Source organism: Bradyrhizobium sp. USDA3010 (assembly GCF_056429065.1).
The window spans coordinates 101,106-121,991 of the sequence record NZ_JBWJZD010000027.1 but is presented as its reverse complement, the minus strand read 5'-3'; the positions used below and the strand labels follow the sequence as shown (position 1 = coordinate 121,991).

19 protein-coding genes and 1 pseudogene are annotated in these 20,886 nt (G+C 65.0%); 11 read left to right on the top strand and 9 right to left on the bottom strand.

Annotation, left to right across the window (positions count from 1 at the left end):
- Nucleotides 1–376: 376 nt before the first annotated feature.
- Nucleotides 377–814: pseudogene (locus tag AC066Y_RS31720) on the top strand (amidohydrolase family protein); the annotation flags it as partial.
- Nucleotides 815–1,025: 211 nt separating this feature from the next.
- Nucleotides 1,026–1,874 carry an SDR family NAD(P)-dependent oxidoreductase gene (locus AC066Y_RS31715; protein WP_478277300.1) on the top strand — a complete coding sequence of 283 codons (849 nt, stop codon included), beginning with the start codon at nucleotides 1,026–1,028 and terminating at the stop codon, nucleotides 1,872–1,874.
- Between the two features lie 25 nt (nucleotides 1,875–1,899).
- On the opposite strand, the gene AC066Y_RS31710 is transcribed toward AC066Y_RS31715, so the two are convergent.
- The 3 genes from AC066Y_RS31710 to AC066Y_RS31700 form a co-directional block, all read right to left on the bottom strand.
- Nucleotides 1,900–3,120 carry an ABC transporter substrate-binding protein gene (locus AC066Y_RS31710; RefSeq protein ID WP_478277299.1) on the bottom strand — a complete coding sequence of 407 codons (1,221 nt, stop codon included), beginning with the start codon at nucleotides 3,118–3,120 and terminating at the stop codon, nucleotides 1,900–1,902.
- Nucleotides 3,113–3,751: a pyridoxamine 5'-phosphate oxidase family protein gene (locus tag AC066Y_RS31705; RefSeq protein WP_478277298.1), complete on the bottom strand. Its 639-nt coding sequence runs from the start codon at nucleotides 3,749–3,751 to the stop codon at nucleotides 3,113–3,115. Before AC066Y_RS31705 ends, AC066Y_RS31710 begins: the two co-directional genes overlap by 8 nt.
- A gap of 471 nt (nucleotides 3,752–4,222) precedes the next feature.
- Complete coding sequence (locus AC066Y_RS31700; protein ID WP_478277297.1) at nucleotides 4,223–5,833, bottom strand: ABC transporter substrate-binding protein; 1,611 nt, start codon at nucleotides 5,831–5,833, stop codon at nucleotides 4,223–4,225.
- A gap of 286 nt (nucleotides 5,834–6,119) precedes the next feature.
- Here AC066Y_RS31700 and AC066Y_RS31695 point away from each other — a divergent pair, with 286 nt between their 5' ends.
- The 4 genes from AC066Y_RS31695 (at nucleotide 6,120) to coaA (ending at nucleotide 10,794) form a co-directional block, all read left to right on the top strand.
- Nucleotides 6,120–6,980 carry an FAD binding domain-containing protein gene (locus AC066Y_RS31695; protein WP_478277305.1) on the top strand — a complete coding sequence of 287 codons (861 nt, stop codon included), beginning with the start codon at nucleotides 6,120–6,122 and terminating at the stop codon, nucleotides 6,978–6,980.
- Between the two features lie 4 nt (nucleotides 6,981–6,984).
- Nucleotides 6,985–7,467 carry a (2Fe-2S)-binding protein gene (locus AC066Y_RS31690; RefSeq protein WP_478277296.1) on the top strand — a complete coding sequence of 161 codons (483 nt, stop codon included), beginning with the start codon at nucleotides 6,985–6,987 and terminating at the stop codon, nucleotides 7,465–7,467.
- Nucleotides 7,464–9,722, top strand: a complete 2,259-nt coding sequence (locus tag AC066Y_RS31685; RefSeq protein WP_478277295.1) for a xanthine dehydrogenase family protein molybdopterin-binding subunit — start codon at nucleotides 7,464–7,466, stop codon at nucleotides 9,720–9,722. The genes AC066Y_RS31690 and AC066Y_RS31685 overlap by 4 nt, the downstream gene beginning before the upstream one ends.
- A gap of 139 nt (nucleotides 9,723–9,861) precedes the next feature.
- On the top strand, nucleotides 9,862–10,794 hold the full coding sequence (gene coaA, locus AC066Y_RS31680; protein WP_478277294.1) for a type I pantothenate kinase: 933 nt from the start codon (nucleotides 9,862–9,864) through the stop codon (nucleotides 10,792–10,794).
- Between the two features lie 99 nt (nucleotides 10,795–10,893).
- Here coaA and AC066Y_RS31675 read toward each other — a convergent pair whose 3' ends face one another.
- A complete protein-coding gene (locus tag AC066Y_RS31675) occupies nucleotides 10,894–11,838 on the bottom strand; it encodes an ornithine cyclodeaminase family protein (RefSeq protein WP_478277293.1) in 945 nt (314 codons plus the stop codon).
- A gap of 144 nt (nucleotides 11,839–11,982) precedes the next feature.
- Here AC066Y_RS31675 and AC066Y_RS31670 point away from each other — a divergent pair, with 144 nt between their 5' ends.
- Both AC066Y_RS31670 and AC066Y_RS31665 read left to right on the top strand, forming a co-directional pair.
- A complete protein-coding gene (locus AC066Y_RS31670; RefSeq protein WP_478277292.1) occupies nucleotides 11,983–12,723 on the top strand; it encodes a bestrophin-like domain in 741 nt (246 codons plus the stop codon).
- Nucleotides 12,724–12,979: 256 nt separating this feature from the next.
- Entirely contained in the window at nucleotides 12,980–13,366 is a 387-nt protein-coding gene (locus AC066Y_RS31665; RefSeq protein ID WP_478277291.1) for a COG4315 family predicted lipoprotein, read from the top strand.
- Nucleotides 13,367–13,476: 110 nt separating this feature from the next.
- Here the strand turns inward: AC066Y_RS31665 and AC066Y_RS31660 are convergent, their stop codons facing one another.
- Nucleotides 13,477–14,058: an HdeD family acid-resistance protein gene (locus AC066Y_RS31660; RefSeq protein ID WP_063695610.1), complete on the bottom strand. Its 582-nt coding sequence runs from the start codon at nucleotides 14,056–14,058 to the stop codon at nucleotides 13,477–13,479.
- 241 nt (nucleotides 14,059–14,299) lie between these two features.
- On the opposite strand from AC066Y_RS31660, the gene AC066Y_RS31655 reads away from it, so the two are divergent.
- Nucleotides 14,300–14,521: a dodecin gene (locus tag AC066Y_RS31655; protein WP_478277290.1), complete on the top strand. Its 222-nt coding sequence runs from the start codon at nucleotides 14,300–14,302 to the stop codon at nucleotides 14,519–14,521.
- Nucleotides 14,522–14,848: 327 nt separating this feature from the next.
- Here the strand turns inward: AC066Y_RS31655 and AC066Y_RS31650 are convergent, their stop codons facing one another.
- Both AC066Y_RS31650 and AC066Y_RS31645 read right to left on the bottom strand, forming a co-directional pair.
- A complete protein-coding gene (locus tag AC066Y_RS31650) occupies nucleotides 14,849–15,409 on the bottom strand; it encodes an N-acetyltransferase family protein (protein ID WP_478277289.1) in 561 nt (186 codons plus the stop codon).
- Nucleotides 15,410–15,428: 19 nt separating this feature from the next.
- Nucleotides 15,429–17,786, bottom strand: a complete 2,358-nt coding sequence (locus tag AC066Y_RS31645) for an Orn/Lys/Arg family decarboxylase (protein WP_478277288.1) — start codon at nucleotides 17,784–17,786, stop codon at nucleotides 15,429–15,431.
- A gap of 148 nt (nucleotides 17,787–17,934) precedes the next feature.
- On the opposite strand from AC066Y_RS31645, the gene AC066Y_RS31640 reads away from it, so the two are divergent.
- Nucleotides 17,935–19,092, top strand: a complete 1,158-nt coding sequence (locus AC066Y_RS31640) for an acyl-CoA dehydrogenase family protein (protein WP_478277287.1) — start codon at nucleotides 17,935–17,937, stop codon at nucleotides 19,090–19,092.
- Nucleotides 19,093–19,131: 39 nt separating this feature from the next.
- Here AC066Y_RS31640 and AC066Y_RS31635 read toward each other — a convergent pair whose 3' ends face one another.
- Nucleotides 19,132–19,554, bottom strand: a complete 423-nt coding sequence (locus AC066Y_RS31635) for a cupin domain-containing protein (protein ID WP_478277286.1) — start codon at nucleotides 19,552–19,554, stop codon at nucleotides 19,132–19,134.
- Nucleotides 19,555–19,643: 89 nt separating this feature from the next.
- Nucleotides 19,644–20,258: a tetratricopeptide repeat protein gene (locus tag AC066Y_RS31630; RefSeq protein ID WP_478277285.1), complete on the bottom strand. Its 615-nt coding sequence runs from the start codon at nucleotides 20,256–20,258 to the stop codon at nucleotides 19,644–19,646.
- Between the two features lie 230 nt (nucleotides 20,259–20,488).
- On the opposite strand from AC066Y_RS31630, the gene AC066Y_RS31625 reads away from it, so the two are divergent.
- On the top strand, nucleotides 20,489–20,875 hold the full coding sequence (locus AC066Y_RS31625; protein ID WP_478277284.1) for an ester cyclase: 387 nt from the start codon (nucleotides 20,489–20,491) through the stop codon (nucleotides 20,873–20,875).
- The last annotated feature ends 11 nt before the right edge of the window (nucleotides 20,876–20,886 follow it).

Sequence of the window (20,886 nt, the reverse complement as noted above, 5' to 3'; positions counted from 1 at the left end):
TCCTCCAACGCGTTCACGAAGTCGGGTCGAAAAGCGGCGAAAAAGCCGAAGCGTTCGCGCGCGCCTTCACCCCGACCGGAAATGTTCCAGCTGCCCCGCCCGGCAATCATGAATAAGACGGGCTAGGCGCCTTTCATTTGAGCAAGTCGACTCACACTTTGCTGGTGCCCCAGAACATCTGGCCAAAACCATTTCAGTAGCTGGCCGGAAGTCCGCTTTGGGTCCAGGCTGTGTACACACAGTCTGAGTCAGAGTCGGAAGTCGGAGCGCGTAACCGCAACGTCCGCTTCGCTACATTCCCAACAATCAGGTCGGCATCGTCGAGAAGTTGTGGGCGATCAAGGGCTCGATCGAGGACGGCTTCATCGTGCTGAATACGGTGAAGAAGGTGGTGCTGGAGGCGCGCGAGCGCGGCGTGCCGTTCGACATCGGCCATGGCAAGGGCTCGTTCGCCTTCAAGACCGCGCGCGCAATGCTTGCCAACGCCTTCTCACCCGACACCATCTCTTCCGACATCCACCAGCTCTGCATCGACGGCCCGGCCTTCGATCAGGTGACGACGATGTCGAAATTCCTCTGCATGGGGATGTCGCTGCCGGACGTGATCGCGGCGTCCACCGTCAACGCCGCGATGGCGTTGCGGCGGCCGGAGCTCGGCAGCCTCAAGCCCGGCAGCGTCGGCGACGCCACGCTGATCTCGATCAGGGAGGGGCAGTTCGATTATGTCGACGTGGTCGGCGAGCATCTGACGGGTAATCGCAAGATCGCATCCGAAGGCGTCGTGATCGGCGGCCGCTGGTGGCATCCGGGATAGGGCGCGTCCTCACAAGGCCCGCGAGCGCTTTGCCTTCATAAAGGCGACATAGAAGCCGGTGTGAATGAATGCCGGCAAGGGGCAATGGCGGACATCCCGCACACTTTCCAATCGCTTGAAAGTGCGGTCATATGGCGTCCAGTGATACCTTGGACATCTGACACTTGGCGTCTTGGGGCGACGGTGTCCGCTTGCACGGGGGAGAATGCGCGTGAAGGAACTCGCTGGAAAGACCGCGTTCGTGACCGGTGCAGCGTCAGGCATCGGATTGGGGATCGCGACCGCTCTCGCCCAGGCGGGGGCGAAAGTCATGCTTTGCGACATTGATGAAGCGGCTCTGTCCGCAGCGCTGGAGCAACTGCGGCTCACCAACGTCGATGTCGACGGCGTGAAAGCGGACGTTTCACTCAAAGCCGAACTCGTGGCGGCCGCCGAAGCCACGACTGCCCGCTACGGCAAGGTGCATATCCTCGTCAACAACGCGGGCGTCGGCGGCGGTGGGCCCTATGGCGCCTGGACCGACGCGTCATGGGATTGGACCATGGGCGTCAACCTGATGGCGACCATTTGGGGGATCGAGATTTTCGCCCCGTTGATCGAGGAGCATGGCGAGGGTGGACACATCGTCTCCACAGCCTCGATCGCTGGCCTTATTTCAGGGGAGAGCAATGCATACAACGTTTCCAAGTATGGCGTCGTCGCGCTGTCCGAGGGCCTGCGGCGTGAACTCGCGCCCCGCGGGATTGGCGTATCGGTACTGTGTCCCGGGTTCATCCGCACTCAAATCGTGGACTCAAGGCGCAACCTCCCCAAGCGCTTCGAGGGGGCGGTCCGTGCCTTGCCGACTTCGGGCCCACGTGCCGAGCAGATCAGTCTGATCCGGGAGCGCGTCTCTCAGGGCATCGATCCCATCTATGTCGGTGAACTCGTCCGCGAAGGCGTCGAAAACGACTTGCCATATATCTTTACCGACCTCGAATTTGAGCCGATGATCGAAGCGCGCTTCGCCGCAATTAAGCAAGGCTTTGACCACATCCGCGGGCGCAACCCGAAACGTTGAGCATCCGAGATGACCGGTGGAGCCTCTAGTCGGCGACGATCGGCCCGAACGGCTCCCATCGTTCGCCGGTGAAGCGCATCATGCGGAACTCCTTGACCACGCGATAATCGCTGCGGCTGGTGTTGATGGAGAGGCCCGGCAGCAGCAGATCGAGCTTCACGTCCTTCAGACTGGCGGCCTGGCGCATGACGTTGTCGCGCGAGAGATCGTCGCCGCATTGCCGCAGCACCTGCATCAGCAGCTCGGCCGCGCTGTAGCCGTAGGTCGTGAAGATGCTCTTTCGGTCCCCCTCCGGATAATACGAGGCCATGAAGGCGGTCCATTTCTTCATGCCCGCATCGTCCGCCCAGGTCGGGTCGGCGGCCTCCTTGAACGAACTCGCCGAGATCAGCCCCCTAGCGTTCTCGAGTCCTGCGGGCATCAGCACCGCGTCGATCGAGGACGAGCCGACGCCAAGCAAATGAAGCGGCTTCCAGCCGAGCTCCGCCGTCTTGCGTATCGCTTGGGCGGCGAACTTCGGAGCCGCCATGTCGATCAGCACGTTGACATCAGCGGCCTTGAGCCGAACCACCTGCGAGTCGATGGTCGGGTCGGTCATTTCATAGGGCGCTTCGGACGCGATCATCCGCGCGGCCTTCGCGCCGAGCCCGTCCTTCAATCCGGCAAGATAGTCCTTGCCGCTTTCGTCATTCTGGTAGAGCAGGCCGATCCTGGCGTCCGGATAATTGTCGAGGATGAAGCGCACATAGACGCGAATCTCGGTCCGCAGGTTCGGTGCGAATCCGATGGTCCATGGAAAGTCGGCGGGATCCTCGAAACGCGTCGAGCGACCGCCCACGAACAGTTGCGGGACGTGATGGTCGTTGAGATATTTCTGAACGGCGATGTTGGAGGCGCTGCCGGGCGTCTGGAACGTGAACAGCACCTCGTCGCCTTCGACGAGCTTGCGGGTTTGTTCGACCGTCTTCGGTGGGGTGCCGGCATCGTCATAGGAGATCAGCTTGATCTTGCGCCCGTTGACGCCGCCGCGCTCGTTGATCATCCGGAAATAGGCGGCCTGGACCTTGCCGATGACCGAGATGGCCGACGCCGGCCCGCTATAGGGCATGGTCTGCCCGATCCTGATCTCGGTGTCGCTGGCACCGGGATCGTATTTGCGGCTTTGGGCGAGTGCGTTGGCCACGAGAAAAAAGCTGGCGCCGATGATCGCCGCTCCGGCCGTCAGCCTGCACCAGTCTTTATGCATCGCGCCGCCCAAGGGTGTCCGGGCATGGAGACGTGGTGCCCCGCGCGTCGGACTGCGGTAGGTGCGGTACGACCTCCGGCAGCGTTTTCCACTCCGGCGTCGGCGGCGTCTCGCCCGGGCGCGGCACATAGGCGGAGCGTGCCGTCGTGGCGAGGTCGAGGACATAGCGCGGACAGTTTGGATAGACGTCGCGGCATGCGATACGGATCACGGCCTTGGCGCCGTGGTGGCGCGCCAGGCTTTCGGCGTCGCGATGAATGCTGGCGTCCCCGTTGATGCGAATTCGGTAGCTCTTGCTGTCGAAGCTCATGAACAAGAGCCCGACCTTCGGATTCATGGCGATATTGCCGAGCGTCCGATACATCAGGTTGCCGTCATAGTCGGGAAACTCCAGCGTGTTCGGGCCGATAATCTTGACGAACCCGGGATCGCCTCCCTTGAAGCTGCAATCCGGATGATCACCGTGAGATGACGCGATGAAGAGGAAACTTGCCGCCGTGATCTGCGCCACGTCCCGTTCGGAAAATTCGCTGTGCCTGACGCTGGTGCCCAGGAACTCGGCCAGACGCCGGCCATCGGCCTGCTCCTGCAGCGCAAGCATCCCCTCGTGGTAAAATCCGCGTGCTTCCATGGCCGTTCTCGCGATTCAATGGTGCTGGCGTTGGGCGCGGCGACAGCATAACACCGGCGCGCCGCCGGGCTCTCGCCGATTCCCACCGAACACGATGCGTCCTCTGCCCGCTTGCTGCCGGGCGGATTGCCGGAGACGTCGGGAAGGATGCCCGGTTTCGCGAGCAAAACACCCGCGCGACATGGCTTTGATCCGAGAGTCCACGATCGGGTGCGATCGCGAGAGCTGATCGGTGAGCGCGGCGATCGTGCGACGAGGTCGAATAGCAGCCGCAAGCGCAGGCAAGCGCGCTCGCTCTCCGGATTGCGGGCGAGGAGGCTTGCACGATTTCGGAATATTGGAAATGTACCCCCGAGTTGCCCGACGTGTCAAGTGGCACGGTCGGACGCCGGCGGCGACCGTCGGCTCCTTTGCATGGGGTTGTTTTCGATATTTTGGCAGCGCGTGGCGCAAAGACCGCGCCGCCGCTGCTCATTCGGTCTTGTCGACGTTCCAGAACACCGGCGGCGCCGGGCCTTCCAGCACGTCGGTGAGTGATTTGCGCCAGGCGCTCGGCAGGCGGAACTGGCCGAGCGGGACATAGATCACCTGCTCGTAGGCTTGCTTCTGGATCTCCACCGCGAGCTTCTTCTGGTCCTCAGGTGAGGTGGCGCGGGCGTAGGCGTCGCGCATCTGCTCGAGCTTGGCGTCTTCGGGCCAGCCGAACCAGGCCCGCTTGCCGTTCGCGGCGATCTGGTTGTTGACGATCGGGTTCATCACCTCGGTCGCGCCCGTGAAAGTGAAGAACAGGTTCCAGCCGCCTTCCTTGGGCGGCTTCTGGCTGGCGCGGCGGCTCACCACTGTCTGCCAGTCGGTCACCTGCGCATCGACATTGAAGCCGGCCGCGCGCAACAGCTGCGCCGCGACGGTCGGCGGCCCCTTCAGCGTTTGCACGTCGCCGGGGATCATGATCACGACGGGCGTGCCGTCATAGCCCGCGGCGGCCAGTGCCTTCTTGGCCTCGGCCATGCCGTTGCCCTTGATCAACGTCTCTGCGCCGGCGTCGCTGGCGAGCGGCGTGTCGCAGGCGAAATAGGAGCCGCAGATCTCGTAGTACTTTGCGTTGCCGACGGTGGCGTCGAGCACGTCCTTCTGGTTCATCGCCAGGAACGCCGCGCGGCGGATCTTGGGATTGTCGAACGGCGGGTGCAGGAAGTTCATCCGGCCCTCGATCTGGAAGCCGAACTTGTTCAGCACGGCCACGGTGAGATCGGAATTGGCTTCGAGCACCGGCACCAGGTCGATCGAGGGCTGTTCCAGGAAATCGATGTCGCCGGATTGCAGCGCGTTGATCGCGGTCTGCGCGTCGGGCATCGTGATCCATTCGACGCGATCGACCTTCGCGACCTTGCCGCCGGACAGCCAATCCGGCTTTTCCTTGCGCGGCACGTAGTCGGCGTTCCGCTCATAGACCGCCTTCACGCCCGGCTGGAATTCGGCCTGCACGAACTTGAACGGCCCGCAGCCGATCTGCTCGGCGATCTGCTTGCCCGGTGGCGTCTCCGCGAGCCGCTTCGGCATCATGAAGGCGACATAGGAGGAGGGCTTTGCCAGCGACTCCAGCACCAGGCCGTAGGGCTCCTTGAGCTTGAGCACGATCGTCTTCGGTCCGCCGGCCTCGAGGGAGGCGGTGAACTCGGCCAGCTTCTGCGCCATGCCGTCGACGACGGTCCAGCGTTTCAGCGAGGCGACGCAGTCCTCCGCCGTGACAGCCGCGCCGTCATGCCATTTCAGGCCGTCGCGCAGCGTGAAGGTGTAGGTGAGCTTGTCGTCCGAGATCGTCCAGTCCGCCATCTGCGGCCGGACCTTGAAGCTTGAATCGATGCCGAGCAGCGTGTCGTAGACCATGTAGCCATGGTCGCGGGTGATGTAGGCGGTGGTGAAGCCGGGATCGGTGATGCGCAGATCGGAGTGCATCACCGCTGATATGGTCTTGCCCTTGGCCGCTGCGATTGCACGCGATGAGAGGATGGCCGGGGCCGCAATCACGGGCGGCACGCTGGCCGCGAGCTTGAGGAGCGTCCTGCGCGAAACATCGACCATTCGCCGTCCCCCGATTTTGTCGTTGCGCCGGCACGTAGGCCGCAGCGACCCGCATGCTTCACCAATCCGATCGGCAAATCAAGCAAGCGCCGTGCCGCCAATCCCGCAAGGCGCGCAAGCGCGCATCCTGCATAGGAGCCTGCGCTTCCTGCCGCACCTCGCAGGCTGTTCGGACGGCGATCCCCCGTGTAGGCTTGCGGTCTGCCGGCCAGCAATAAGGCCATATCCCGCACATCCTTACGGGAACAAGCAGCCGAGGGAGACCAGAAGGACCGTCATGACCGATATCCGATACGTAGCACCGCGCACGCTTGATGAAGCGATTGGCGCATTTGCTGCCGCCGGGAGTGCCGCCCGCATTATGGCAGGAGGTACCGACTTATTGGTGCAAATGCGCTCCGGCCTGGTGCGGCCGGGATTGATCGTCGACATCAAGAAGATCGGCGAGATGACCGAGATCTCTGAGGCCGCCGATGGCGGTTTCCGCGTCGGCGCCGCCGTCTCCGGCATGGAGCTCGCCGACCACGCGCGCTTCGGCAAGATATGGCCGGGCGTGCTCGAGGCCGTGAACCTGATCGGCTCCAAGCAGGTGCAGGGCCGGGCCTCCGCTGGCGGCAATCTGTGCAACGGCTCGCCGGCCGGCGACAGCGTGCCGGCGATGATCGCGGCGGGTGCCGTCGTCACCGTGCAGGGCCCGAACGGCCGCCGCGAGCTCAAGGTCGAGGACGTGCCGGCCGGGCCGGGACGGACCAACCTCGAGCCGGGCGAGATCCTCGTCAGCTTCACCTTGCCGCCGCGGCCCAAAGGCTCGGGCGATGCTTACTTGCGCATGATCCCGCGCACCGAGATGGACATCGCGGTGGTTGGCATCGGCGTCAGCCTGACCTTGCAGGACGGCGTCTGCACTGCGGCCCGCGTCGGCCTCGGCGCGGTGGCGCCGACCGCGCTGCTGGTCGCGCCGGCAGCCCAGGCGCTGATCGGTTCGAAGTTGGACGATGCCGCGCTCGAGGCCGCCGCTGCCGCATGCCGCGCCGCCTGCCGTCCGATCGACGACAAGCGCGGCACCATTGCCTACAGGATAAAAACCGCCGGCGTGCTGCTCAAGCGCACCGCCGCGATCGCCGCCCAGCGCGCGGGAGGACACTAGCACCATGCCGAAACTGCACGTCACCACCTCAGTCAACGGCGAGCCGGTCGAATTCCTCTGCGAGCCGTATGAGACCATGCTCGACGCCTTGCGCGGACAATTGGGGCTCACCGGCTCCAAGGAAGGCTGCGCCTCAGGCGATTGCGGCGCCTGTTCGATCACGCTCGACGGCCGGCTGATCTGCTCCTGCCTGATGCTCGCGGCCGAGGCCGACGGCCACGAGATCCGGACCATCGAGGGCATGGCCAAGGGCGACAGGCTGCATCCCTTGCAGCAGAAATTCCTCGAGCACGCCGCGCTCCAGTGCGGCATCTGCACCTCGGGCATGCTGGTCGCCTCCGAGGCACTGCTGGCGCGCAACGCGAATCCGACCGAGGAGGAAGTCCGCTTCTGGCTCGCCGGCAATCTCTGCCGGTGCACCGGTTACGACAAGATCGTCCGCGCGGTGATGGAGACCGCGGCTGAAATGCGGGAGACACGCCCATGAACGTCGTCAACAACAAATGGATCGGTCAGCGCACCATCAGGCCCGATGGCGTCGACAAGGTGACCGGCCGCGCGGCGTTCGCCGCCGACACCACCATGCCCGGCATGATCTGGGGTAAGGTGCTGCGCAGCCCGCATCCGCATGCTCGCATCAAGTCGATCAATACCGCGAAGGCCGAGGCGCTGCCCGGCGTGAAAGCGGTGATCACCTCGCGTGACATCGTCGACTTCACGATCGAGAAGGGCGCGGTGATGCTCGGCATCCAGGACATGCGCTGGATGTGCCGCAACGTGATGGCGCGCGACAAGGCGCTGTTCCCCGGCCATCCCGTCGCCGCCGTCGCCGCCACCACGGAGGCGATCGCGGCGGAAGCCTGCAAGCTGATCGAGGTCGACTACGAGGTGCTGCCCTGGGCGATCGAGATCGACGACGCGCTCAAGCCTGATGCGCCGATCCTGCACGAGTTCAACAGATTCGACGGCAAGCCCTCGAACATCATGGGCCGCATCGAATCCAGGAAGGGCGATATCGCGCAAGGCTTCAAGGACGCCGACATCGTCGTCGAGCGCTCCTTCACCACGCGCCCGGTGCACCAGGGCTACATCGAGCCGCACGCCTGCCTGATCTCGGTCGCGGCCGACGGCAAGACCACGATCTGGTCGTCGAGCCAGGGCCAGTTCATGGTGCGCGCGATGACCTCGATGCTGACGGGCATCCCGCAGAGCGATATCCGCGCGATTCCCGCCGAGATCGGCGGCGGCTTCGGCGGCAAGACCATCGTCTATCTCGAGCCGCTGGCGACAATGCTCGCCAAGAAATCCGGCCGCCCGGTCAAGATGGTGATGACCCGCGAGGAGGTGATGCGCGCCACCGGGCCGACCTCGGGCTCGAAGAGCACGGTGAAGATCGGCGCGAAGAAGGACGGCACCATCGTCGCCGCCCATGGCAGCTTCTATCTGCAGGCCGGCGCGTTTCCGGGGTCGCCGATCCGCGGTGCGGTCGGCTGCAGCTTCGCGCCCTACGACATTCCGCACGTACTGTCGGAAGGGTTTGACGTCTGCTCCAACCGCTCCAAGGTCGCGGCCTATCGTGCGCCCGGCGCGCCGATCGGCGCCTATGCGGTGGAATGCGTGCTCGACGAATTGGCCGAAGCGTTGAAGATGGATCCGCTGGCGCTGCGGCTGAAGAACGCTGCCAAGGAAGGCACCAAGGCCGCGCATGGCCCGGTGTTTCCGCGCATCGGCTATATCGAAACGCTGGAGGCCGCGAAGAACCATCCGCATTATGCCGCGCCGCTCGGCAAATATCAGGGCAGGGGTATCGCCTCCGGCTTCTGGTTCAACGCCGGCGGTGAATCCTCCGCGCAGGTCAACATTACCGAGGACGGCAACGTCGTCGTAACGACGGGGCATCCCGATATCGGCGGCTCGCGCGCTGGCATCGCCAATATCTGCGCCGAACTGCTCGGCATCGACTACAAGCGCATCTCCGTCATCATCGGCGATACCCAGACGGTCGGCTTCTCCAATCTCACCGGCGGCAGCCGCGTGCTGTTCGCCTCCTCGATGGTGGTGACGCAGGCGGCCGACAAGGTGATCGCGACCTTGCGCGAGCGCGCCGCGAAGATCTGGGAGATCGACCCTGAAGCGGTGAAGTGGGAGAACGGCGCCGCGCATCCGGTGAGCCCGAATGCCGGCCAGTTCGAGCCCTTGACGCTCGCGGACCTTGCCGAAAAGGCGCCCTCGCAGGGCGGCCCGATCGGCGCCAGCGTGCAGCTCAACACGCAAGGCGCCGAGGGCGGCTTCGGCACGCATATCTGCGACGTCGAGGTCGATGTCGATCTCGGCATCGTGCGCGTGATCCGCTACACCGCCGTGCAGGATGTCGGCCGCGCCGTGCATCCGAGCTATGTCGAGGGCCAGCTGCAGGGCGGCGTCGCGCAGGGCATCGGCTGGGCGCTGAACGAGGAGTACATCTACAACAAGGACGGCAAGGTCGATAATCCGGGCTTCCTCGACTATCGCATGCCGGTCTGCTCCGACCTGCCGATGCTCGACTGCGCGCTGGTCGAGGTGCCGAACCCGAAGCATCCGCAGGGCGTCAAGGGCGTCGGCGAGGTGCCGCTGGTCCCGGTGATGGCCGCAGTCGCCAACGCGGTGCATAACGCACTCGGCAAGCGCTTCTACAGCCTGCCGATGTCGCCGCCGAAGGTGTCGGCGGCGCTGGACGCACCGGCGCAGCAGGCCGCGGAGTAGGGAGCGGAGAGCGGGTTAGGCAAAGCCGTAACCCGCCATTGCTTCCTCGTATCGGGCTGCGGCGGGTTACGCTTCGCTAACCCGCCCTACGGTTTCTGCGCCATTGACGTCGCAGTCTGTGCCTCGGCAAGATCGGAGAATGACCCACCCCGACGAGCTCTCCGCCTACATGATGTTCGGCCGCGGCGACTGGGCGGCATTGCGCTCCAGCACGTCGCTGACGCTGTCGGACGCCGATCTCACGGCGCTTCGCGGCCTGAACGGGCCGATCACATCAGCCGAAGTCAGCGACGTGTATCTGCCGCTGACGCGGCTGTTGAACCTGCATTTCTCGGCGGCGCGCAACCTGATGCAGGTCAAGGTGGAGTTTCTCGGCCGTCCGGCGCGCCGTTCGCCCTACATCGTCGCGTTGGCCGGCAGCGTCGGCGTCGGCAAGAGCACCTTTGCCCGTGTATTGTGTGCTCTGCTGGCCGGCTGGGCAGATCGCCCGCGCGTCGAGCTGGTGACGACCGACGGCTTCCTGCATCCCAACGCTGTTCTCGAAGAGCGCGGCCTGATGCGGCGCAAGGGCTTTCCGGAAAGCTACGATCTGCCGCGGATGCTGCGGTTTCTCGCGGCCGCCAAGGCGGGTGAAGGTGAGCTCGAGCTGCCGGTCTACTCGCACCTGATCGGCGATATCGTGCCGTCGGAACGGCAGGTCATCCAGCAGCCGGACATCCTGGTGTTCGAGGGCCTCAACGTGCTGCTGGCGCGCGGCACGGCGCCGGTGGTGGTGTCGGATTTCTTCGATTTCTCGATCTACCTCGATGCCGATGAGGCCGACATCCAATCCTGGTATGTCGAACGCTTCCTCAGGTTGCAGCCGACCGCGTTCCGAAACCCCGCCTCCTATTTCCACCATTACAGGGATCTGCCGCCCGGCGACGCGCGCGAGGTCGCGGAGCGGCTGTGGCGCGAGCATCATCGCGCCAATCTCAGGGAGAACATCTTGCCGACGCGGACGCGGGCCGACATCGTGCTGCGCAAGCGCTCCGACCATTCGATCGGTGAGGTCTGGCTGCGGGAGACGTAAGGTGTAGGGCGGATTAGCCGAAGGCGTAATCCGCCGTCTTTCCATGCGCTGCGGCGCGGCGGGTTACGGCTTCGCCTAACCCGCCCTACGCTTGCGCCGTCACCCTAACTCCTTCCCCAGCTGCGCAAGCACCGTCTCGCAGGTCATCAGATCGAGATGCCCGCCGCCGGCGTTCTTGAAGAAGGTGATGTCGCCGGCGGACAGGCGGCCGGCGACCTTGCCGGTCGCGAGGTCGTAGTGATCGCCGAGCACGTCGCTCTCGCGGATGGCGCCGCTGGCGATCGGTTGCAGGATGTCGCCGACGCCGTCGAACGCGGATTCGCGGCGGTCGACGAAGATGCGCGCGCGCCGCGCCGCCTCGTCGTCGGACTCGCGGGTGTCGGGTGTGAAGCCGCCGACCAGATCGAGATGGGTGCCGGGCTTCAGGTTCGCGCCCTTGACCAGCGGCTCACGCGAGCGGGTGCAGGTGGTGATGATGTCGGCCTCGCGTGTCGCGGCGTCGAGATCGGTGACGACATCGGCGGCGATGCCGTCGTCCTCCAGCAGCGTGGCGAGCTCCTGCGCGCGCTCGACGGTCCGGTTCCAGATCCGCACCCGCTTCAGCTGCGGCCGTACCGTGCGGTGGCCCCGCACCAGCCAGCGCGCCATCTCGCCGGCGCCGACCACCAGCAGGGTCTCGGCATCCGGCCGCGCCAGATGCTTGGCGCCGAGCGCGGAGTCGGCGGCGGTCTTCCAATGGGTGATCTCGGCGGCGTCCATTACTGCCAGCGGCCGCCCGTCATTGCCGTCGAACAGCACGCAGACCGCCTGCACGGCCGGCAGCTTGCCATGCGCAAGGTTGCCCGGGAAGCTGGTGTACAGCTTGGTCATCATGAAGCGGCCGGCATCGACCGCGCTGCGCGTCACCAGCTGCTGGCCCCTGTCGTCGCCGAGATAGCCGTCCTTTACGGCGATCTTCGGCCGCCGGTGCGCGGCCTCGATCGCCTCGATCAGGATCGGAAAGGTCAGGACGCGGTTGACCTCGCGGTCGTCGACAATATGCACGTGTTTCTCTCCTCGGGCGCGCCGGACGCCCCAAAAAGCGTTCCGGACTGATAGCGCGTAGGGACGGCCAGTCAACCGGACATGCGCCACCGCGCGGCGCTTGCTATCCTGCGCACCTGATTCTCTCGCAGGTCTTTGCAAGCCGTGGTTGCAGTCGTCGTCGCCGTCCTGATCTTCATGCTGCTCGGCGGTGCCGCGCTTGCGACCATGGCGATCCATGGCCGGCTCCAGGACCATCACCGCAGCGACGAGACCAATACCTCGGTACGCCTGGTCGCGACCCTGTTCGTCACCATGCCGTCGCTGCTGCTCGGCCTGATGATGAACAATTCGGCCAACACCTATGTGGCGGTTGACCGCAACCTGCATGTGTTCGCCACCGACATCATCCTGCTCGACCGCAGCCTGCGGCCGCTCGGCCCCAGCGCCGACGAGCCGCGCAAGCGGCTGCTCGCCTATGTCGAGCAGGCGCTCAAGGATGTGCCGATCTCGCGCGCGAACGAGGTGTCCGAACATCTGCTCGACGAGGTCGGCACCAGCCTCCGCGAGCTGAAGTTCGACGACGAGCAGAGTGTCGCGCTGTGGAACGACGCCCGATCGGTCTACCGGCAGGCGGTGCAGCAGCGCTGGACCTTTGCCGAGCAGTCCGACAGTACGTTTCCGTCGCCGCTGATCTGCATCCTGGTCGGGTGGCTGACGCTGATGTTCGCGACGCTGGGCTTTCGCGCACCGCGCAATGCGGTCGTGGTCTCGACCTACATCGCCGCCGCGGCGCTGATCGCGGCCGCGATCTATCTGATCCTCGAAATGAGCACGCCGTTCTCCGGCCCGATCCAGCTCTCCGACCGCCCGCTGGTGCGCGCGGCCGAGGAGATCAGACGGTAGGAGATTCGGTGCTGTAGCCCGGATGAGCCAACGGGTCGCGCGAACGCGCCCGATGACAGGCTCCGCGATATCCGGGGGCGTCCCGCATATCGCTGCGCTCATGCGGGCTACGGGACGGTATCAACGCGCGCCTGCCGCTTTATTCCGCTTCTGCGGACGGATGTATCGAAAATTCTTCGCGCGCCGCCAACGGAATACGGTGCGTCCTTCGGCGTCCTTACGCATGCAAGCCATTTGCATTCGAAAGGGAGACACCATGAAGACAACGCTCGCACTCGCGCTCGCTACCGCCGCTTCATTCGCACTCGCCTCCGCCGCCTTTGCCGCGCCGCCGACCAAGACCGGCACCACGGCGAAGGGCTCGGTGCTGACCGACACCAAGGGCATGACGCTCTACACTTTCGACAAGGACACCGAGGGCAAGTCGGCCTGCAACGGCCCGTGTGCCACGAACTGGCCGGTGCTGAAGGCGGAAGCCAGCGACAAGGCCGAAGGCGGCTACACCATCATCGCGCGTGACGACGGCTCGAAGCAGTGGGCCTACAAGGGCAAGCCGCTCTATACCTTCGCCAAGGACCAGAAGGCCGGCGACATCACCGGCGACGGCTTTCTCAACGGCGCCTGGCACCTCGCGCAGCCCTGAGGCGTTGCGGAGGACCGCAGGGCGGGTGAGCGCAAGCGTAACCCGCCATTTCTCCGCGTGCGAGATTTGCGGCGGGTTACGCTGACGCTAACCCGCCCTGCATTCGCGCCTCACGCTCGCTGCTTCAGCGCCATGCCCATGCTGATCCAGCTGACGCCGGCGCAGATCAGGTCGACGCTGAGGAAGATGCCGAGCACATAGAGGCTCGACACCGGCCAGCGCGCCAGGATCATGGCCCCGAGCACCAGCGTGATCAGCCCGGAGATCGCGACCATTCCCCACGGCGCCGCCGAGTTCATGCCGAACGCCAGGAAGATGCGGACGATGCCGGAGACCACCAGCGCGATGCCGAGGAATAGCGTCAGCGTTGCAGCTGCGAGCAGCGGGTTTTCGAAGGTGATGAAGCCCGCGACGACATAGAGCGCGCCGAGCAGCAGCCAGAACAGGAACTTGCCCCAGGTCTTGAACTGGAACGCGTTGATGATCTCGGCAACGCCGGCGACGATCATCATCGCGCCGACGAACAGCACGCTGACGACGGTGGCAAAGAACACGCTGCCGAAGGCGAGCACGCCTGCGATCAGGTAGATCACGCCAAGGGCAACGATCCAGCCCCACTTCGCGCGAAGGTTGGCAAGCCCGGATCCGAGGCTGTGAGGAGGTGTGGCGGGTGAGCTGGACGCTGTGGACATCGATCGCTCCCGAATACTTGATCAAACCATGCTACCATAGGTCATGGCGCCGACAAGGGCAGGCGCCCGGCTGGCACCAAATGCATGCTGGCACCAAAGGCGCCGCAACACGTTGATTCAAGTCAACCGGTGTGTTGCCGCGCAGCATTTCGTGGTTTGACGACAGCCCGTACCGGACGACGGACTGTCCGGATCGGAGTGCAAATAGTCCGGATCGCGCAACCACCCCAGGGAGGTCGACATGCCCACCACGCACGACAAGGACCACGTCTACAAGATCCTCGAACTGGTCGGATCATCGGACAAGAGTATCGAGGCGGCGATCGAGAACGCCGTCAGCCGCGCGTCGGCGACGATCCGGGAAATGAAATGGTTCGAGGTGGTGCAGACCCGGGGCCATATCGAAGGCGGCAAGGTCGCGCATTATCAGGTGACGCTGCGGGTCGGCTTCACGCTGGAGTAGGGCGGCCTCAGTTCGTCACCCACTACAACTGTCATCGCCCGGCTCGACCGGGCGATCCAGTACGCCGCGGCCTCTCGGCTCAAGCACTGGCGTCTCTGGAATACTGGATCACCCGCTTTCGCGAAGGCGGGTGATGACACCGAACTTGCTCGAGATCGCGCCACACATTCGATGTCGTCCTGGCGAAAGCCAGGACCCATTACCCCAAATCTAAATTGTTGTGCGGCGCTGGGGCCGCTGTCCCGTTCATCACCGAATGCGGTGGTTATGGGTCCTGGCTTTCGCCAGGACGACGAATGGGAGGGAGCCGCGCACCCCCATCGCCCATCACCGCCGCGACAGCGGCGCGGGTGGCGGCGGGGCGGTCGAGCCGGCGGCGAGCGAGCGCTGCACCATCACGGTGTCGGACCAGCGGCCGTAGCGATAGGCGACACCGGGCAGATGGCCGACGCGGGCGAAACCGAACCGCTCGTGCAGCGCCAGCGACGCCGCATTGTCGCTGTCGATGTAGCCGATCATCTGGCGGAATCCGGCCGCCGCGCAGGCGTCGACCAGTTCCTGCAACAGCCGGCCGCCGACGCCCTTGCCGGTGAAGCGGTGGTGGATATAGATCGAATGCTTCACCGTGTAGCGATAGGCCGGACGCTTGCGGAACTGGACCACATAGGCATAGCCGACCACCTCGCCGTCGCACAGCGCGACCAGATGCGGCAGGCGGGTGTTGCGCAGATTCTTGCGGCGGTCGCGCAGGTCGTCGGGCTCCGGCGTGCCGGAATCGTCGACGCTCTCCTCGATGCCGTGGCGGATGTGATAGCGGTAGATCGACAGCATCGCATCGACGTCGCTGTCGCGCGAGGGACGGACGGTGATCTTGTGATCATTCTCCATTGTGTTGCGTCCGCTGGCCCTATTCGGACACGACATAGGTGTAGAAGCGGACGCGGCCCGCGTCGTCGATCTCCTTGTAGATGCCCTGGACCTCGACCTCGAAGCCCGGGAACGCATTGAAGCTCGCCTCGAACATCCGCAAGTAATCGATCATCGGCTTGCTGCGTTCCGACAGCCGCTCGCCTGGCACGATGGTGGCGATGCCGGGCGGGTAGACCACGAACGGCGTCGCGGCGATGCGGCCGAAGATCTGGTCGATCGGCAGATAGTCGACGTCGTTGCGGATCAGATATTGCGCCGCCTGGCGCGGCGACATCGCGATCTCCGGGAGATGCTCGGGCAGGAATTGCTTGGCCTGCAGCGTGCTGACGCCGCCGTCGCGGAAGAAGCGGTGCATGTCGCCGCAGAGGTCGCGCAGCCGCACCCCGGTGTAGCGTTGCGGGCGGCGGCGGAAGAATTCGGGGATGACGTCCTCGACCAGCGCGTTGTCGTCGTGCAGCTTCTTGAAGGCGACGAGCCCGGACACCAGCGTGCCGGCCTTGCTGGCCTCGACGCCGGGTGTCAGCAGGAAGAGCAGGGAGTTGAGGTCGTTCTTCTCGGCGACGATCTGGTTCTCGCGCAGATATTGCGCGACGACCGGGGCGGGGATGCCGTGGTCGGCATAGGCGCCGGTGGCGTGGTCGAACCCCGGCGTCAGCAAGGTGAGCTTGTTCGGGTCAGTCATGGCGAAGCCCGCGGTCAACTCCGGGAAGCCGTGCCAGGTTTCGCCCGGGCTGAGCTGCCAGTAGGACGGATTGGTGGCGAGCTGATCGGTCGAGATCGTCTCCCAGGCGACATTGTGCACGCCGTTCTCGCGTGCGACGTCGGGGATCATCACGCGGTCCGGCACGAACGGCTCGAAGAACCAGCGCCGCTCGGCGCGCGTCTCCTTCTCCTCGAACTCGCGCTTCACCGCGCGGATCTTCTTGCGCAGCTCGATGCCGAGCCGGATCGTGTCGTCCCACAGCACTTCGCCGGAGCGGCCCTTCATCATCTGCGCGCCGACGTCGAGCGAGGCGAAGATCGGATAGAACGGCGAGGTCGAGGCGTGCTGCATGAAGCTTTCGTTGAAGCGGCGGTGCTCGACCCGGCGCTTCTGGCCCTTGATGTGGCGGTCGCGGATGTGGATCTGCGAGGCCTGCGAGAAGCTCGCGAGCTGCTTGTGGGTCGATTGGGTGGCGATGATGCCGGGCGCCTCGGGGCCGAGATCGGCAAGCCCCATCGCGAAGCGGCCGGCATAGATCGGGTGGAACTTCATGAAGCCGGCCCAGGCCTCGTCGAACAGGATGTAGTCGCAGAGATGGCCGATGCGCTTGAGGATCATCTCGGCGGAGTGGATGGTGCCGTCATAGGTGCACTGCTCGACCACGGCGACGCGGAACGGACGCTCCTTCTTCCAGGCGTTCTCGTCCTTGACCAGCGGGTGCTTGCGGATCTGGTCGCGCAAGCTCCCCTCGTCGAGCAGGTCCCAGCGCATCGGGCCGATCAGGCCCCAGGCGTTGCGCACTGTCGGCACATAGACCGGGATGCCGCCGCCGATCAGGAGCGCGCCGTGATGGGCGGCCTTGTGGTTGTTGCGGTCGAACAGCACGAGATCGCCGTCGGTGACCAGCGAGCCGAGCGCGACCTTGTTGGATGTCGAGGTGCCGTTGAGCACGAAATAGGTCTTCTCGGCGCCGAATATCTTGGCGGCTTCCTTTTGCGCCCGCAGCGCCGGCCCCTCATGGGTGAGGAGGTCGCCGAGATCGAGCACGGAATTGTCGAGGTCGTCGCGGAACACCGCCTCGCCGAGATGCTCGACGAACACCCGGCCGATCGGGCTGCGGCTGTAGAACACGCCGCCATTGTGGCCCGGGCAGGTCCAGAGCTGGTTGCCTTCCTCGGCATAGTCGACCAGCGCCCCGAAGAACGGGGTCTTCAGGTTCTCGGCATATTGCTTCAGCCTGGAGATCAGGTTCTTGGCGATGAAGGGCGGGGTTTCCTCGGACAAGAACACATAGCCGTCGATGAAATCGAGCACCTCGACCGGCAGGTCCTCGAACCGCTTGCGGCGGATCAGCAGGAGGATCGGGAAGTCGAGGCCGCGCCGGCGCATCAGATTGATCAGCGCCGCGGTCTTGCCCTCGAGACCCTTCTTGCCCCAGTCGACCACCATGCAGCCGATCGCCGCATCGGTCTGCACCGCGATCTCGGCATCTTCCAGCTTGCGGGCGCGGACCACCTCGAAGCCGGAGCGCTCGATTTCGGCGATGATCTGGTTGAAGCGGATGCCTTCGAGGTCGTCGGCCTCGAAAACAGGCGCGGCGAACAGGAAGTTGAAGCGTTTGAAATAGTCCATGCGTGTCCCCGAAACTGGTCCGCTGAACCTGTCGGCACAATTCATGACAAAGAGATGACACTCCCGCTGCGACGCCAGGTGCCATGGCCAAATCCGCGTCGCCGCGCTGAACTCCCGATATTGCCAGCTTTCGCAAAAGGAAGGCGCCATGCCCCAGCCTGCCAACCCCGCTGTTGCCGACCATTTGGCCGCGCTCGAGCGGCTTGCCCCGCTGATTGCCGAGCAACGGGCGGATTTCGACCGGGGACGCCGGCTTCCCGACGCCGTGGTCCGCGCCCTGGCCGAGGCCGGAATGTTTCGGCTGTATTTGCCGAAGGCGCTGGGCGGGCCGGAATTCTCGCCGCTCGACTTCATGACGATCGTCGAGGCGGCCGCCGCGCTCGACGGCTCGGTAGGCTGGCTGGTCGGCAATGGCGGCGGCATGAGCCGGGCCGGCGGCTATCTGCCGGAGGAGGTGGTGCGGGGCTGGTTCGCCGATCCGCTTGCGTTCATCGCGAGCGCAACTGGGGCGATCGGGACGGCGGTGGAGGTCGAGGGCGGCTATCGCGTCAGCGGACGCTGGCCGTTCGGCAGCGGCGCGCCCCACGCGACCAGGTTCATGGGGCTGGCGAGCGTCAAGGGGCCCGACGGCAAGGACAGCCCGCCGATCTGCTGCTACGTCGATCGCGCCGACGTCCGCCTCCACGACACCTGGTTCGTGTCCGGACTGCGCGCCACCGGAAGCTGCGACTTCGAGATGCAGGACTGCTTCGTGCCTGACAGCCACACCCATCCGCTGGTCGACTTCAAGCCGACCCAGCCGGGTATCCCGTACCGCCTGCCGGGTCTGGCGGCGTTTTCCTGGACCGTCTCGGTCGTGCCGCTCGGGATCGCGCGCGGCGCGCTCGACGCCTTCATCGCGCTCGCGGGCAAGAAGCCGCGGCTGGGTGGCGTCGGCCAGCTGCGCGACGGCGAGCTGGTCCAGTCGATGGTCGGCCGAGCCGAAACGGCGCTGCGGTCGGCGCGGGCGCTGCTGGTCGAGGACATGACGGAGCTGATGGCGGCGAGCGAGGCCGGAGGCGAGCGCCTGATCGAAGCGCGGCTGCTGCACCGGATCGCCTGCGCCAACGCCGGCGAAAGCGCCGCCCGAATCGTCGATATGATCGCGGCGTCCGCCGGCACGGCCGCGATCTTCGAGACCGGTACGCTGGAACGTTCGATCCGCGACGTCCAGGCCGCGATCAAGCATGTCGCGATGACCCCGATCAGCTACGGGCTGGTTGGCCGCGTAAAACTCGGCCTGCCGCTCGGCACGACGCGGTTTTGAGCAGGGCCGCCGGCGGTGCAGGTTTCTCTTGCCGAGCGCTCAGGAAGCGACCGGCACCAGGCCGTAGCGCAGCATCGTATCTTTCATCCTGGCTGGATCCGGGGCACCGCCTGCCATCAGCGCCGCCATGTCCTTGAAATATTGCGGTCCGAGCGCGCCGGGGCTGAGGAGGCAGAGGCAGGTCGCCGGACCGTTCGAGCGGTTGGTGAAGCCGTGCACGACACCGCGCCTGATGAACACCGACTCGCCGGGCCCGATGTCGACCTCCTTGCCGTCGACCCGCCAGGTCGAGACGCCCGAAAGCCCGTAGATCGTCTCGTCCCAGCTCTCGTGATAGTGCGGAATCGGCATCCGGGCGTTGGGCTGCAGCGTCATCTCGAACAGATCGACGCTGCCGCCGGTGGTCTCCTTGCTCTGCAGGAATTTGAGCTGCAACGTACCGAAATCGATCAGGTCGGGCATGACGGACTCGCAAATGGTTCGGGTGCCCACCGATAGCGGACGGCGCCGCGAGAAGCCAACGGCGCGTGCAGCCCGGACGCGAAGCGCGCTCAGTAGACGAGGTTCGTACCCGGCGGCTTCTCCAGTGCCGCGGCCAGCGTGCGATACTCCTCGCAGTCGGTGCCACAGATCTCGGCGATCCGCTGCAGATGATACTGCGCCTGGTCGCGGTTGCCCTGTTCGATCTGCCACAGGCCGTAGTAGTTCCACGTCAGCACGTGGTTGGGATCGGCCTTCAGCGCGCGCTCGTACCAGACCTGCGACTGCTTGTAGTCGCCGAGCTTGCGATAGGAGTAGCCGATCAGGTTGGCGACGTTCGGATGATCGTCGCGGCCGAGCGTGTGGAGCTGATCGATCGCGGCGGCGTAGTCGTTGCGTTCGTAGATCGTCGCATAGGCCGCGCGATAGCCGTCGCGGAATGCCGGATCGTCGAAGCTGGACTGCTTGGCGGGCTTCTTGACCCTGTGCGTGGTCCGTCTGTCCTTCTGCTGGGGATAGGCCGGCGTGGGGGTGCTGTAGCTCGACCCGTAGAGCTCACCGCCGCCTGCTCCTCCGCCGCCGCCACCACCTCCACCAGCGGCGAGGGCGGTGTGCGGTGGGAACAGGATGATCGGTGCTGTCAGAAATGCCGTAAGCATTGCGAGCTTCATCGGTGACTTGATCATGCGCATCTCCCGATTTGACGTAGACAGTCGTTGATCTCAAGCACTAACTCCCGATCGCGAGAGACATTCCGCGCGCTCTGAAAATTATCTGTCGATGCGGCAATCGCACTGTCGCTTCCGGGCGTTGCACTTGCGCCTGCCGGCTGGTTTGTTCGCCGAAACTAACATCGGTGTTAGAATCGTATTCAAGTCTTCAGTGTCTACCCGGCGCGCAGCGACAAGGACGATTGATGATGCAGACGGACCTCGCCGAGATCTACCGGAACTACATTGCCTGCCTGAACCGGCAGGACTGGCCGCGGCTTGGCCAATTCGTCGGCGACGACGTATCCCACAATGGCCGTCGGATCGGGCTACCAGGCTATCGCGCGATGCTGGAGAAGGACTTTCGCGATATCCCGGACCTTCGCTTCAACATCGCGCTGCTGGTGTCAGACGCGTCTCACGTCGCAAGTCGGCTGGCGTTCGAGTGTTCGCCGAAGGGAAACTTCCTCGGCCTGGCTATCAACGGCAGGCGTGTGTCGTTCACCGAAAACGTGTTCTACAAACTCCGCGATGGCAAGATCGTGGAGGTGTGGTCAGTGATCGACAAGACGGCGATCGAGGCGCAGCTGTAAGCGGTGGCTGA

What these genes read in the sequence shown, in the direction of transcription:
- AC066Y_RS31710 (WP_478277299.1), bottom strand. Translation starts at nt 3,120, where the DNA reads ATGCATAAAGACTGGTGCAGGCTGACGGCCGGAGCGGCGATCATCGGC.
- AC066Y_RS31705 (WP_478277298.1), bottom strand. Translation starts at nt 3,751, where the DNA reads ATGGAAGCACGCGGATTTTACCACGAGGGGATGCTTGCGCTGCAGGAG.
- AC066Y_RS31700 (WP_478277297.1), bottom strand. Translation starts at nt 5,833, where the DNA reads ATGGTCGATGTTTCGCGCAGGACGCTCCTCAAGCTCGCGGCCAGCGTG.
- AC066Y_RS31690 (WP_478277296.1), top strand. Translation starts at nt 6,985, where the DNA reads ATGCCGAAACTGCACGTCACCACCTCAGTCAACGGCGAGCCGGTCGAA.
- AC066Y_RS31685 (WP_478277295.1), top strand. Translation starts at nt 7,464, where the DNA reads ATGAACGTCGTCAACAACAAATGGATCGGTCAGCGCACCATCAGGCCC.
- coaA (WP_478277294.1), top strand. Translation starts at nt 9,862, where the DNA reads ATGACCCACCCCGACGAGCTCTCCGCCTACATGATGTTCGGCCGCGGC.
- AC066Y_RS31665 (WP_478277291.1), top strand. Translation starts at nt 12,980, where the DNA reads ATGAAGACAACGCTCGCACTCGCGCTCGCTACCGCCGCTTCATTCGCA.
- AC066Y_RS31660 (WP_063695610.1), bottom strand. Translation starts at nt 14,058, where the DNA reads ATGTCCACAGCGTCCAGCTCACCCGCCACACCTCCTCACAGCCTCGGA.
- AC066Y_RS31655 (WP_478277290.1), top strand. Translation starts at nt 14,300, where the DNA reads ATGCCCACCACGCACGACAAGGACCACGTCTACAAGATCCTCGAACTG.
- AC066Y_RS31650 (WP_478277289.1), bottom strand. Translation starts at nt 15,409, where the DNA reads ATGGAGAATGATCACAAGATCACCGTCCGTCCCTCGCGCGACAGCGAC.
- AC066Y_RS31645 (WP_478277288.1), bottom strand. Translation starts at nt 17,786, where the DNA reads ATGGACTATTTCAAACGCTTCAACTTCCTGTTCGCCGCGCCTGTTTTC.
- AC066Y_RS31640 (WP_478277287.1), top strand. Translation starts at nt 17,935, where the DNA reads ATGCCCCAGCCTGCCAACCCCGCTGTTGCCGACCATTTGGCCGCGCTC.
- AC066Y_RS31635 (WP_478277286.1), bottom strand. Translation starts at nt 19,554, where the DNA reads ATGCCCGACCTGATCGATTTCGGTACGTTGCAGCTCAAATTCCTGCAG.
- AC066Y_RS31630 (WP_478277285.1), bottom strand. Translation starts at nt 20,258, where the DNA reads ATGATCAAGTCACCGATGAAGCTCGCAATGCTTACGGCATTTCTGACA.
- AC066Y_RS31625 (WP_478277284.1), top strand. Translation starts at nt 20,489, where the DNA reads ATGATGCAGACGGACCTCGCCGAGATCTACCGGAACTACATTGCCTGC.